This is a genomic window from Nitrosomonas sp. Nm51 (genome assembly GCF_900111165.1).
In the GTDB taxonomy this organism is placed as follows: Bacteria; Pseudomonadota; Gammaproteobacteria; order Burkholderiales; family Nitrosomonadaceae; genus Nitrosomonas.
Map to the genome: position 1 here is coordinate 35299 of NZ_FOGH01000022.1, position 12250 is coordinate 47548.

General features: G+C 47.1%; 14 protein-coding genes and 1 pseudogene. 4 read left to right on the top strand and 11 right to left on the bottom strand.

What is annotated here, in order from left to right:
* Window positions 1–28 precede the first annotated feature (28 nt).
* From BMY60_RS08940 to ggt, 3 genes are all read right to left on the bottom strand, one after another.
* Complete coding sequence (locus BMY60_RS08940) at window positions 29–922, bottom strand: polyprenyl synthetase family protein (protein WP_090333016.1); 894 nt, start codon at window positions 920–922, stop codon at window positions 29–31.
* On the bottom strand, window positions 912–1181 hold the full coding sequence (locus BMY60_RS08945; RefSeq protein ID WP_090333018.1) for an exodeoxyribonuclease VII small subunit: 270 nt from the start codon (window positions 1179–1181) through the stop codon (window positions 912–914). The genes BMY60_RS08940 and BMY60_RS08945 overlap by 11 nt, the downstream gene beginning before the upstream one ends.
* A gap of 223 nt (window positions 1182–1404) precedes the next feature.
* On the bottom strand, window positions 1405–3096 hold the full coding sequence (gene ggt, locus BMY60_RS08950; protein WP_090333020.1) for a gamma-glutamyltransferase: 1692 nt from the start codon (window positions 3094–3096) through the stop codon (window positions 1405–1407).
* Between the two features lie 225 nt (window positions 3097–3321).
* Between ggt and BMY60_RS08955 the strand changes: the two genes are divergently transcribed.
* Window positions 3322–3813, top strand: a complete 492-nt coding sequence (locus BMY60_RS08955; RefSeq protein ID WP_090333021.1) for a hypothetical protein — start codon at window positions 3322–3324, stop codon at window positions 3811–3813.
* A 71-nt stretch (window positions 3814–3884) separates the two neighbouring features.
* Here the strand turns inward: BMY60_RS08955 and BMY60_RS08960 are convergent, their stop codons facing one another.
* Complete coding sequence (locus tag BMY60_RS08960; RefSeq protein WP_177166639.1) at window positions 3885–4769, bottom strand: HDOD domain-containing protein; 885 nt, start codon at window positions 4767–4769, stop codon at window positions 3885–3887.
* Window positions 4770–4935: 166 nt separating this feature from the next.
* On the bottom strand, window positions 4936–5937 hold the full coding sequence (locus BMY60_RS08965) for an NADPH-dependent aldehyde reductase Ahr (protein ID WP_090333024.1): 1002 nt from the start codon (window positions 5935–5937) through the stop codon (window positions 4936–4938).
* Window positions 5938–6258: 321 nt separating this feature from the next.
* On the opposite strand from BMY60_RS08965, the gene BMY60_RS08975 reads away from it, so the two are divergent.
* On the top strand, window positions 6259–6960 hold the full coding sequence (locus tag BMY60_RS08975; RefSeq protein WP_090333027.1) for a PEP-CTERM sorting domain-containing protein: 702 nt from the start codon (window positions 6259–6261) through the stop codon (window positions 6958–6960).
* Window positions 6961–7229: 269 nt separating this feature from the next.
* Here the strand turns inward: BMY60_RS08975 and BMY60_RS08980 are convergent, their stop codons facing one another.
* Window positions 7230–7733 carry a lysozyme inhibitor LprI family protein gene (locus BMY60_RS08980; protein ID WP_090333029.1) on the bottom strand — a complete coding sequence of 168 codons (504 nt, stop codon included), beginning with the start codon at window positions 7731–7733 and terminating at the stop codon, window positions 7230–7232.
* Entirely contained in the window at window positions 7705–8226 is a 522-nt protein-coding gene (locus tag BMY60_RS08985) for a lysozyme (RefSeq protein ID WP_218141664.1), read from the bottom strand. Before BMY60_RS08985 ends, BMY60_RS08980 begins: the two co-directional genes overlap by 29 nt.
* A gap of 209 nt (window positions 8227–8435) precedes the next feature.
* Here BMY60_RS08985 and BMY60_RS08990 point away from each other — a divergent pair, with 209 nt between their 5' ends.
* Complete coding sequence (locus BMY60_RS08990) at window positions 8436–8828, top strand: VOC family protein (RefSeq protein WP_090333031.1); 393 nt, start codon at window positions 8436–8438, stop codon at window positions 8826–8828.
* Window positions 8829–9114: 286 nt separating this feature from the next.
* Here BMY60_RS08990 and BMY60_RS08995 read toward each other — a convergent pair whose 3' ends face one another.
* Together BMY60_RS08995 and BMY60_RS09000 are read right to left on the bottom strand one after the other, a co-directional pair.
* On the bottom strand, window positions 9115–9900 hold the full coding sequence (locus BMY60_RS08995; RefSeq protein WP_090333034.1) for a M48 family metallopeptidase: 786 nt from the start codon (window positions 9898–9900) through the stop codon (window positions 9115–9117).
* A 92-nt stretch (window positions 9901–9992) separates the two neighbouring features.
* Complete coding sequence (locus tag BMY60_RS09000; protein ID WP_090333035.1) at window positions 9993–10613, bottom strand: phosphoribosyltransferase; 621 nt, start codon at window positions 10611–10613, stop codon at window positions 9993–9995.
* A gap of 110 nt (window positions 10614–10723) precedes the next feature.
* On the opposite strand from BMY60_RS09000, the gene BMY60_RS09005 reads away from it, so the two are divergent.
* Window positions 10724–11167, top strand: a complete 444-nt coding sequence (locus BMY60_RS09005; RefSeq protein ID WP_090333037.1) for a hemerythrin domain-containing protein — start codon at window positions 10724–10726, stop codon at window positions 11165–11167.
* A 189-nt stretch (window positions 11168–11356) separates the two neighbouring features.
* Here BMY60_RS09005 and BMY60_RS09010 read toward each other — a convergent pair whose 3' ends face one another.
* Together BMY60_RS09010 and BMY60_RS16670 are read right to left on the bottom strand one after the other, a co-directional pair.
* The gene (locus BMY60_RS09010; RefSeq protein WP_090333038.1) at window positions 11357–11563 is read right to left on the bottom strand and encodes a hypothetical protein; all 207 of its coding nucleotides are present in this window, start codon (window positions 11561–11563) and stop codon (window positions 11357–11359) included.
* Window positions 11550–11789: pseudogene (locus BMY60_RS16670) on the bottom strand (BrnT family toxin); the annotation flags it as partial. The gene BMY60_RS09010 and the pseudogene BMY60_RS16670, both read right to left, overlap by 14 nt.
* Window positions 11790–12250 lie beyond the last annotated feature (461 nt).

Sequence of the window (12250 nt, forward strand, 5' to 3'; positions counted from 1 at the left end):
AATTTATTAACAATAAATATGAAAATTATTAGAATTTGCGTTTTATAATAAAATCCGTTACCTGACGAAGCCGTAAGGCATCGTCTCCAAACTCGCATAATATGTTGTCCGCATCCTGTTGCAGTTGTTCTGCTCTTTCACGCGTTTCGCGAATACCCATGATGCTGACATAAGTGGGCTTGTTATTTTCGGCATCTTTGCCAGCTGTTTTTCCAAGTGTCGCCGTAGTGGCTTCTGCATCCAGCAAATCATCGACGACTTGAAACGCGAGGCCTACACATTTTGCAAAGCGGTCCAGTTTTTTTAATTGTGTCTCATTCAATTGACTGCTGCAATGTGCGCCCAGCATCACAGCCGCTCGAATCAGTGCGCCGGTTTTATGAATATGCATAAACTCGAGCTCTGGCAAGGCCAATGTTTTCCCCACATTGTCAAGATCAAATGCCTGCCCGCCTGCCATACCCCTGGAACCGGAAGCGTTTGCAAGCTGTTTAATCATGTCCAGCTGTGTTGACGCGTCCTCAGTCAGTCGCTTTTCAGCAAGTAATTCAAACGCAAGTGTCTGCAGACTATCGCCGGTCAACAACGCAGTCGCCTCATCGAATTCAATATGACAAGTCGGTTTGCCCCGCCTTAGCACATCATTATCCATACAAGGCATATCATCATGAACCAGGGAATAAGCATGTATTAACTCAATAGCTGCTGCTACAACTTTCACACGTTCAACATCGGCCTGCCCCAGTTCTCCCGCTGCGAAAGCCAGCAATGGACGGACCCGTTTGCCACCATCAAGAACAGCATAGCGCATTGCCTGATGCAAACGAACAGGCACGCAGTCAGCAGCAGGCAAACGCAAATCCAAGAAAGCTTCGATAGACGCCTGACAATGACCCGCCCAGCTCTGAAAATCAACGATCATGGATTTCGGGTGTCGTATAGTTTTTCAACAGATCATCCTCAAGAATACGCACTTGCTGTTGTGCATCCTGCAGTTGTTTTTGACAGTATTGTAATAACTCAACACCACGTTTGTATGCGGCCAAAGAAGCTTCGAGCGGCATCTGTCCCGCTTCCATTGCTGTAACAATATTTTCAAGTTCGGTAGACGCAGCTTCAAAACTCTCTGGCTGCGAAGTCTCTGGTCGCGAAGAAGCGGAAGCTTTTGATGTCTTTGCCATAAAATATGAAAAACGGTAATTGTAAAGTTTGAACGTAATTAGCGTCCGGGCTGTCCGGTTTTTTTATAATTTTGTCTTTGCAATTTTTGAAATTAACGTAATTGACCGTGCACGGTCAATTTTATTTTATCATGCCATGCTAACAGTTTGATCAATACAATCCACTTCACCCGGCAATAAGTTTGCCCGCAATACCTTTCTAACTGACAATAAATCTTACAGATTAATAATGCGTATCGCGCATTCCTCTCGGATCGCTCGCAACCAGCGATTGGCGACTTTTTTTATCAAAAAAGATCATTTGCATGTTGCCCCATTTGCGCTGCATCGCACGAACCACATGTCCTCTGGACCGCATCGACCAAACCCAGCCGGGTCCAAATGCTTCAGGCTCAATTTGAATGAAATCAGGCAGATATTGATGATGAAAACGCGAACGCGCCACCAATTTTTGAGGGTCTGTTTGCCCGTTGTTCACGTAATCGAGGATCACCAGCAACACCATGCTGATAATACGCGACCCGCCAGGCGTACCGAAAATTAAAATGCCCTCGTCATTCTCCACAAAGGTCGGCGACATACTCGATAACGGACGTTTACCTGGTGCGATAGCATTTGCGCTCGAACCGTATAAACCAAAAACATTGGGAACATCCGCACCCATTGCGAAATCGTCCATTTCATTATTTAATAGAATTCCGGTGTTGCCCGCCACAAATCCGGAACCAAAAAAAGTATTGATACTCATCGTAGCCGCGACACGGTTGCCGTCCTTATCAAGAATTGAGAAATGTGTGGTTTCTCTACCTTCATTCGCGACAGGTTGCTCCGGCAAACTCACCCCGGCACGTTTCAGATCTATCGAAACAGCCTGTTGACGCGCATAGACTTTGCTGACTAATTTTTTGACAGGCACCTGTACGTAGTCGCTATCACCGAGCAATTCAACGCGATCCTTATACGCTAGCCGCAATACTTCTACAATCAAATGCGCCCGGTCCAACTCGTCACTGTCGTCAAACGGCAGCCATTCAAGCATATTCAGCGCCTGCGTAAGAGTCAAACCAGCTGCCGAAGGTAATGTCGCGGTTGTAATACGTGCATTCCCATAGCTAAACTGAATGGGCTTTCGTTCTGCAACGCGATAATCGATCAAATCCCGCTCACGCCAAATCCCACCCGTTTCTCTGACTGACCGGATCAGTTCCTGTGCAACCGGGCCTGCATACAATCCGTGTCTACCCGATTGCGCAATCGCATCCAATGTTGCGGCCAGTTGCGGCTGACGAAATAGCTGGCCTGCGGCCGGCGGATGACCGTTCGGCAAAAAAATCTTTGCCGTGTCTGCGTACCGCATAAGCTTTTTCTTATGATAATCAAGTGCTTGCGCAAAACGCTGATCGACTTTAAAGCCTTCCTGTGCCAGCCGAATTGCCGGGGCCAGGCTTTGCGCCAGTTCCAGCTGACCGTATTGCCGTGACAGGTAAACAAGGGCGGCGGGTGAGCCCGGTATACCGGCCGCTAAAGGGCCATTCAGCGATTTTCCCGGCACAGGATGGCCCTGATTATCCAGATACATTGTTGCAGAAGCTTCTCCCGGCGCAGTTTCACGCCCATCGATCATAACTTCACGGCCTGTTTTCGCCTCATGCAACAGCCAAAACCCCCCCCCCCCCAGACCTGAAGCATAAGGTTCCACAACAGCCAATGCTGCACTTACAGCAACGGCCGCGTCAAAAGCATTTCCACCCTGATCCAGAATCTCGTAACCGGCCGAAGTTGCCAAATGATGTGCTGACACCACCGCAGCCGGCGTTTCTGCGTAGGCTGGACCGGCAAAACTGATCCATACGATAAAGCAAGATATGCACCTGCTGTAACCGTATTTTTTCAGAAGCGACAGAATAATCGACATACACTTAAAATATTTTTAATAAAATCAGCGCAAACACATTCGTTCAGTTCTTATCACTGTTATCATATTGATACATTGATCTGTCTATGGCAAGATTCAGCGAATTAAATTAACGTATGAATAACATTGAATGGCAAAAACTGAATGGTCGAAACACAAATGACACGCTTTATATAATTTTAAAACGAACGATCCATTAATTTAATGTACATATAAGAGGCTGCCTTGGAAGATTATATCGATCAAATTTCCAAATACTTTGAAACCGTACCGCTTTGGCCCTTTTTATTATTTGGCATAATAGCCCTTGTCGCTGTAGCTGTAGAAATAGTAAACCGCAAACGCCGCGAAGAGGCAATCAATAATTTCCGTCATACGATTGAAACAGAATTAGCGAGCATGTATCCAAGGCATATTCGCTGGCCGGAAAATGTCAATCAATACCTTTGTTCACGCTTACCTGAAATGCAACACAACTTTGATGTGCTGCGGATTTTTATTCCACAGGATCAATTGCGCAGCTATAACATGGCATGGAATGCATATTGCGATTTTTGCCGCAATATTACGGACGAAATTTGTGCTGCAAACGAACAGTCCACAAACACCCAATCGGATTCAGATGCTAAAATGGTATCTGCCGGCAATAATGAGAATGATCCAAAGAAAAGATTTCATAAACTCGTTTCTGACCTGCTTGCATTTACAAAAATTTAGCAAGTATTTGACAGCAGGTGGTCATATCTAGGGGACGTCATGAATCATGGATGCAACACTGACTATCTTTCTTATGCCATAAGGCCTCGAGCCAGTTCTTCCAGTTCATCTTGGATCGCCAGAACTTGCTCCAGTTCAAGTCCCGCCTCCGCTTCACCGATACCTAATTCTTCCAGCAACGCAGATGTCTCAATATGCTCACAGGCATCAGTAATACAATCTTTATGAAGCAAGCGATTGGCGGTTGCTACAACTTTTACATATATAACGTGCTTGCCGACACTGTCCGGATAATGATGCTTTGCCGCCATCATAATCACTTCCTCCGGCAGACGCCATGCCTTCAACAGATACAAGCCGACAAGATCATGCGTAATACCAAATTGCTGCAATTCTAGCGGCCTTATATCCTGTTCAGGATTATGCGCCATCATTTCATTAAGGCTTGCAAATTCTCTCGGACATACATGCCCGACCAGCAAGTAGCCAAAATTATGAAGCAGCCCACCCAAATAGGCAAGATCAGGATCTATACATTGTTCTTTTTTCATTAATCGGCACAACTGACGGCATAACTGGGCGCATTGCAACGCATCTTTCCAGAGACGAACACGTCCGAGCGGCCCGTCATCCGGCATTTTGAGAGAACCTGACGAGGCGACACCCAACGTCACATTCAGTGCTGTTGTATAGCCAAGCACAAGTGAGACCGCGTATGTCACTGATGTAATTCGATCACCATAGCCAAAAATCGCCATCCGTGCATATTTCATAACAAAAGCCGCCAAAGAAGGATCGTCTTCTATCACGCTTACCAGTTCCTCCAAATTAGCATCCTGTCTATTACGAAGCTGTAGAAGCTTATTGGCTGTTTCTGACAGTGGCGGAATCAACTCAGTTTGCTGCAATGTTTCACGCAAATTCGCATTTAGTGCCTGCCGATTATGTACATTCAAAATGTTCACCTATGACCATTTAATATTTCCGGTTTTGTGTCGTCCTTAAACAAGCCCAAATCCATCAGACCCATGATCCCATATTTGCTTTTATCGCAAACACCGAAACAATCCTAAGTGGGTATTGAAAATGTTCCCAGGATGCATCCAGCATCGTATATTTTCATTATGCGCTTAAAACAGCACGATAATGGATATCGCCTGCTTTTAAATTTGCAATAGCCTTATTGACATCGGCCATATCAAATATTTCGATCACAGGTTTGATATCGTGCAGGACTGTAAATTCCAGCATTTTCTCGATAATTGACGGGTCGCCAACAGGAGAACCGGAAACAGATCTTTGCTGCATAATTAAAGCGAACACATTAAGATCCAGCGGTTCCAGTGCTGCGCCAACAAAATGCAGACGACCTTTAGGTGCAAGTGCGCCAAGATACAAATTCCAGTCGAGTTTGACATTTACAGTAGAAATAATCAAATCGAAGCGCCCTGCCGCAGCTTCGAGCACCGCAGGATCGCCGGAATTGAGTGTTCGATGCGCCCCAAGATCCAATGCTTCTCTACGTTTAACATCACTGGATGTAAACGCAGTCACCTCACACCCCCAGGCGTTTAAAAACTGCAATGCCAGGTGTCCTAAACCACCAATTCCGATCACCGCAACTTTATCTGTTGGCCTGACACCAAACTGCAGCAAAGGGTTGAAAACCGTCACACCGCCGCAAAATAAAGGCCCGGCGACTGCCAGATCAATCCCGTCTGGAATTTTTACAACACTGTTTGCATCCGCACGCACCTTATCTGCAAACCCACCATGACGACCCACGATTGTTTGCTCAGCTGTGACGCAAAGATGATGATCGCCCGTATTGCAGGCGGCGCATTGATTGCAATAACCTGAGTGCCAGCCCAACCCGGCCCGGTCGCCGATTTTCAAGGATGTTACTTTGCTCCCAACCTGGGAAACCGTACCTGCCACCTCATGACCCGGGACAAGCGGATAAACGCTTATCCCCCATTCATTATCGATCATGCTAATGTCGCTGTGACAGATGCCGCAATAGGCAACTTCGATTTCAATCTGACTTTCACCCAATTCACCCGGATCGTATTCAAACGATTTCAGTACTTGCTTTTCTTCAAATGCGGCATAGGCATTAATCATGTAAAAAACTCCTTTTTAATAATTGGCATACAGCGCATCTCTTCATGCGTGGCACTACCGAAAGTTTACAACTGCTCACAACCGGTTTCCGGTTTCGCTGGGGCAAAAATTTATCTATGGAAATTTCTCCAAAAATACCAGTAGCGCTGAATTCTTTGAAACTGACGCAGTTGTCAGCATTTTTTACAATTTTTTTAAAAAATATATTTTTATGCCATAAATATCCGGCTAAACAATCAGATAGAACTTGGCATAGAATTTGCTTCATATACAGTTGAAAACAACAAAAAGTTTCATCTGATTTTTAAAGAGGTTCAAACAATGACAAGAATATTACAAATAGTTATAACAATAACACTCATTGGTTGTCTGCTTGTGCCTCATGCACATGCAATTAATACCGGTACCTATGTACTGCACAATCATCCGGACGGCGGCATTGCTCCGCCATTATATGGTTTACGGCTTGATGGCTTATTGGGCGATCCGGCTAAAGAATACACATTCGATTTTGATCACAGCAACAGTAACATGCTGCTTACCTGGAATGGCAGCAGAATTGTTATTGACGGTGTCGCCTATGGCGGTGAAGACACCGGCAGCGGTTATAAAGTAGGAACAACTGCTCTTTGGAATATTCATTTTGAATACGATACAGGTGTTTCGCAAACTGCAAATGGCGGCTTGAGCGATCTTATCGTAAATTCGGACAATGCGAATTTCGGCACAATCAGCAGCGGATTCGGTGCCTGGGAGCTTGAAGATCAATCCAACAATGCCGGTCTAGCATTTCAATTAGGCGATGAAAACGGCAGCGGTCATCGCGGTTTTGCGGGAATTTCTGGCTGGGGCTGGATGAATCACGGCGCCAATTGTATCGCAGGAGACTGCAATCATATCTATGCAAGTGACTGGCTGTTCACTGCCGACCCCGCCCGGATTCCTTTGCCTTCGACAATCGGACTGCTGGGAACAGGTTTGCTGGGTTTGATGTTGCATCGCAGACAGAAGAAACTGCCTTGAAAAACAGGCGATAAATAACAAGAAAAATATTACGGACTGTGCTTCGTAATAAGTGCTTAAACCAAAAAATGCAGACAGGAAATTACAATCTGCAGATGCCGGTTTAAATTCCGCCGTCTTGTTGGAGTAATAATATATTTACAGATTGGCCTTTTAGGCCAACATTCAGCAAGACGGTAATTTTTACGTCACCAGTCTTCGTTCATGCGTTATTACGCGCTGTCATGATGCTGTACTGTATAAGAATTAACGGGTAATCAATAGCCGTATCAATAATTCTGCAGATAATTCAGCAATAACAAAACGCGATTCTTGATTATCGTGACGCGGTAATTTCCGCGGGAGATAACCGAAGCGCTGCCGAAGCTCTCCATAGTCCAGTTAGCCGCAATAAATTCAAATGCGACATCCCTGTATCCAAGCCACTTGCGTTGCGATGCGTACAGCGCGCTTTGCATGTCATCACTCAATTGATCCATCAGCCGGTTGTATACCTGATTCAGTTCTTTATCCAGAAATTGTTCATATGCTGCATAGGCTGCCAGATAGTCTTGCGTGGTTTGCGCTGTCTGTTGAGCAGCTCGCTCATAGGATTGTGCGCGTCCATTGAATTCAGCGATATAATCCGGTGCATCCGGATTATCCAAAGCCAGAACGGTGCCACTTAAACAGCTAAACCAGCCCAGCAGAACCAAGCCATAAATGCAGTTTGCCAGGCAACAGGTCAATCCGCTGTGTATCCTGTTACCAGCGCTCATAGATATTGTCGGCATAAATTTTCCACTCGGCGTTGCGCCGGTTGACGAGCCCCTGCATCACTTTTCCCTGAGACTTTTTCCACGCTTTCCATGCTGTTTCCAGACCGGGATAGCCGGTCTGTGCGGACGGATTGTTGACCAGCTTAAGTGCGGAAGAACTGCCAAAATTGCCCAGACCGATGTTAAAAGACAGTATCACCAATGCATCAAACTGGTTTTGCGAAATGACAGCCGTCACTTTGTCATTGACGCCATCAACAAATGGCGTCAGGTCCTGCACGAATAATATTCGGGCCTGAGCTGTTGTTATCCCCAGTTTATACATATCACCTGAACGGCTCCACTCATCCCGGCTGATCAGATGACCGTAGCCGATTGTCGCACCCTTGTCCCAATTCGAAATTTCTGCGCCGGTCTGATCGTCGTAAGGCTTTCCCCTGAATGCTTCAACCGACATAAGCAGTTGCATACCGTTCTCACTCATTTGATAGCGAACTGTTTGTTGCATGATCGATCTCCTGCATTTTGTTTTGCTGACGTGCTTACGGACCTGACCCAGCTGCTCTAAGCTGTTTTAGGCTGTTTGGGGTTGTTTTAAGCCGCTTTTGGCGTTTTTAGCCGCTTATAAATTCACCGGTTTGTTCCTGCGCCATCATACAATATACACTGTCATGCGTCAGCCGGTTTTTTTTACTGTGAATAACGAGAGGAGATATTATGACAATTGAGGGAATGAATCACTTTACGGTCATCAGCAGCGATCTGGAAAGAAGCAAAACGTTTTATTTAAAAATACTTGGGCTGCGTGAAGGTTACAGGCCGCCAATGGACTCAACCGGCGCGTGGCTTTATGCGGGCGACCAAAAACATTCTATTCTGCATATCATGGCCGAACGGCCGATGCCGGAACAGGCGCCCGGCGTCATTGATCATATGGCTTTTACCGCCACCAATCTGCAGTCGGCTATCGACACGCTCAAGCAGCACAATATCACGTACAAATTAAACCGGATGCAGGAACTTGGGGTCTGGCAGTTATTTTTTTTCGACCCGGATGGCGCCAAGATTGAACTGGATTTTGCCGCAGAGGAACCTGCGCCTGCCGAATAATAAATTCTGCTTGTTTTTCAGGCAAAAGGACAGGTTTCTGTGCCGCAGAACATGTCAGAGCATACTCAAGGCGCAAAAACGACGATAAATTTGTCCGAAAAACAAACCCGAAGGACGCGGCACATTTCTGCTCCTGTATTTTTCATGTCAATTATTTCGTCAGTTGCATGACGCCATACCGGGCAGCTTTGGTTTCGAACACACTTACCAATGTTTTAATCCAGGCGCAGCGCACGCACAGCGGAGCGTGAAAAAATGCAGAATGTTAGCAATCATATAGCTGCGTCTATTTTACGCAACGTGGTTTTTTTCCGGCTGCGTGCGCCTGCCGCATCAGGTTGAGCGATTCAGGCATCAAAGCCCGCAAATCTTCAATGCGCGTGCCATGCGACGGGTGCGTAGATAAAAACTCAGGCGGGCGCGCACCCTGGCTGGCCTGCGCCATTTTCTGCCATAAGGTGATGCTCTCGGTCGGATCAAAACCCGCCCTGGCCATCAGTTCGACGCCGATGTCGTCCGCCTCGCTTTCATGCAACCGGCTAAACGGCATGATAATACCGTATTGCGCTCCGACGCCCAGCAGACTGACCGCTGTCTGCCCCAAAGCAGTTTGTGGCGCCGCAACAGCAGCAATCAGCGACACCCCCACCTGCGCACCCAGCTTTTGCGACATACGCTCATTACTGTGCTTCGCGAGTACGTGACCGACCTCGTGCCCTATCACCGAAGCCAACTGATCCTGATTGTCAACCAGATTCACCAGCCCGGTATGCACGCCGATTTTGTTTCCGGGTAACGCAAAAGCATTCAAGGTGTCATCCTCAAAAACAACCACTTCCCAATTACCGCTGACTTCAGCGGTAATTGCATCAGCAACACACTGCACAAACTGGTTGACCTGCGGATTATTGCTGACCGGTTTTTCAGACTTCAGATTATTAAAAGCCTGCAATCCCATGGCGTCGACTTCATCGTCCGGCATAAAAATCAACTGGCTCCTTCCCGTTGGCGACGTGGCGCAGGCTGACAACGCCAGTATCAACATGATGGCTGTTACTGTTCGAATATACATGGATGTCGGTTCCTAAAAAATTGCGTTAAACTGTGACGCTATTGTATACCGAACAGCCGCGGTTCCTGAGTTCCGCTGCGCCGGTTCGTATATTATTCTGCCAGCAACGCAACGACTTCATCATCACCGACCTGCTGAAACACCTGATAAAACTGACCAACGGCATAAAAAAGCGCCGGCGACTCAAGACAAACTGTTTCATCGGCATAGGACGCCACTTTGCGCAGCGTCTCTGGCGGCGCTACCGGTACGGCACAAACCAGTTTTTTTGGATTTCTGGCGCGCAGGGCATGCAAGGCGGCGATCATGGTTGATCCCGTCGCCAGGCCGTCATCCACCACAATCACAACGCGTCCCTCAGGATTCAACGGTGGACGGACCGGTGTATACAATTTACGCCGCGCCCGCATAATCTCAAGCTGTTTATTCTTTTCCAGCTCAGCATAGTGCGGATCGTGCACAATCTGATCCGCTTCCGGCGTCAGATAAGTCCACCCCGTCTCATCAACAGCGCCAATGGCCAGTTCCGGATTACCGGGCGCCCCCAGTTTACGGACAAGCACAATATCCATCTCACCGTGCAGTGTCCCGGAAATGATCTTTGCCATGGGCACCGCACCGCGCGGTATCGCCAGCACCAACGGGCGCCGCCCCTGATACTGCGCCAACCGTTCCGCCAGCTTTTCAGCCGCATCGTCACGATCTTGAAACATCACTGGCCTCCATCTATTTTATTGAATTCGAATCCGCACGAAGTATTATAAATACGCGCAAAAGGATAAAATAACAGAAAACGATTTGTCTGTATCAATTGGAGTATCTTTTGAAACGAAGCCCCGCACTGAAAGCGTTATCCATCGACCATCATCACGGCCTGGTATTGGCACACAAAGCCAAAAAAGCGGCGGCGCAGGAACTGAGCGGCAATGAACTGCAGGCCATCTGGATGGAATTGCAGGAACACGCAGACGCGGTTCTGGCCGCGCATTTTGAAATCGAAGAGTCCTACATCGCTGCCGCGTTCGCTGCGTTTGGTGATCCGCATCTTATACAACTGGCTGACCGGCTGACCGCCGAACATGCGGCATTGCGACAATTACTGTCCCCTGATACCCCGCGGAATGCTGCCAATTTAAAACAGCTTGGCGAGCTGTTACAACAGCATATTCGATTTGAAGAACGCGAATTATTCGAAGCGGCCCAGACAGCGCTCGATGAAGATACGTTACAAGCCATTGCCACCGCATGTGATGCACGGCACAATTGATAGCATATCGATCGTATTTTCACGATATAATGGCTTGCTTTCTGATGGAAGGTATTCAGTTAGAGTTAAGGGTAAGTGTCGGAAGCGACCCGGAGCAGACGGTGGGATAGGGAAAGTTCATCCTCAACAGAGATAACGGCTCGCTTCAGCGAGCCGGCACGCATTCCGCGCGCGATCTAATCTTATTCGTTATGATGCGGCTTTCTTTTGATTTTCGAGAATCTTTCTCAAGGCATCGTTTACCGCTTTGGAATTTGGGAAGGCCTTCGAGAGATCCGGGTCGATGACTACAACATTCGTCCCTTTTTGATATTGATCGAAATACTTCCCCCTGACGCCTTTTCCAAGCGATTTCAAGTCGTATTCCTTTTCGAGATCGTCGTTAGTATTGCTCATAGGCTGATCTCTCTTTTCGGGTCATTTCTCGGGTGGAAATTATTCTAATTTTATCATCTCTATCGGTATGGGACACGACTAAGTATTTGCCGTCGGAACCCCTTCCAAATGTTAGAAAGCGGTCCTCTCTATCAGAGTGGGCAGGATCACCAAATGTGATAGCTAACGGATCTCCAAATACCGTGGCTGCTTCGTCAAAAGAAACACCATGCTTGCTCCTATTTGAAGCTGCCTTTTTTCATCCCACTCAAAGTTCACGGCGATTGTTTCGCATCATAACGCTGGAATTCAGACGCCGACAGCCCGCGTAGCGGGGTGGCGGTCGGCTGCAATGACTTGTTAGCTGCTATGCGTGATGAGTTGCTGGATAGCATTGCTGAACAGATACGGCTGTAGCCGTCCAGCCCCACCATCTACAAACTAGAATCTGATCTGTTTATCCTCGGGTATTTTCAAAGGAGGATGACGAGTGACAACACAGGAACAACAGTTGCGTCATATTAGGGCGTGGCAGTCGAGCGGATTGTCGCAGACGTCTTATTGTCGCAAGCATGGCTTGAACAGCAAGACTTTTGGAAACTGGCTGCGTACTTAGTCGGCCCTGAAAAAGGATATTTTGAAAATTCTTCTTCGCAAAAATATTTGCCAGAAATTTTTTATCCTGTCTGTACATTTTTTTCAGAAATT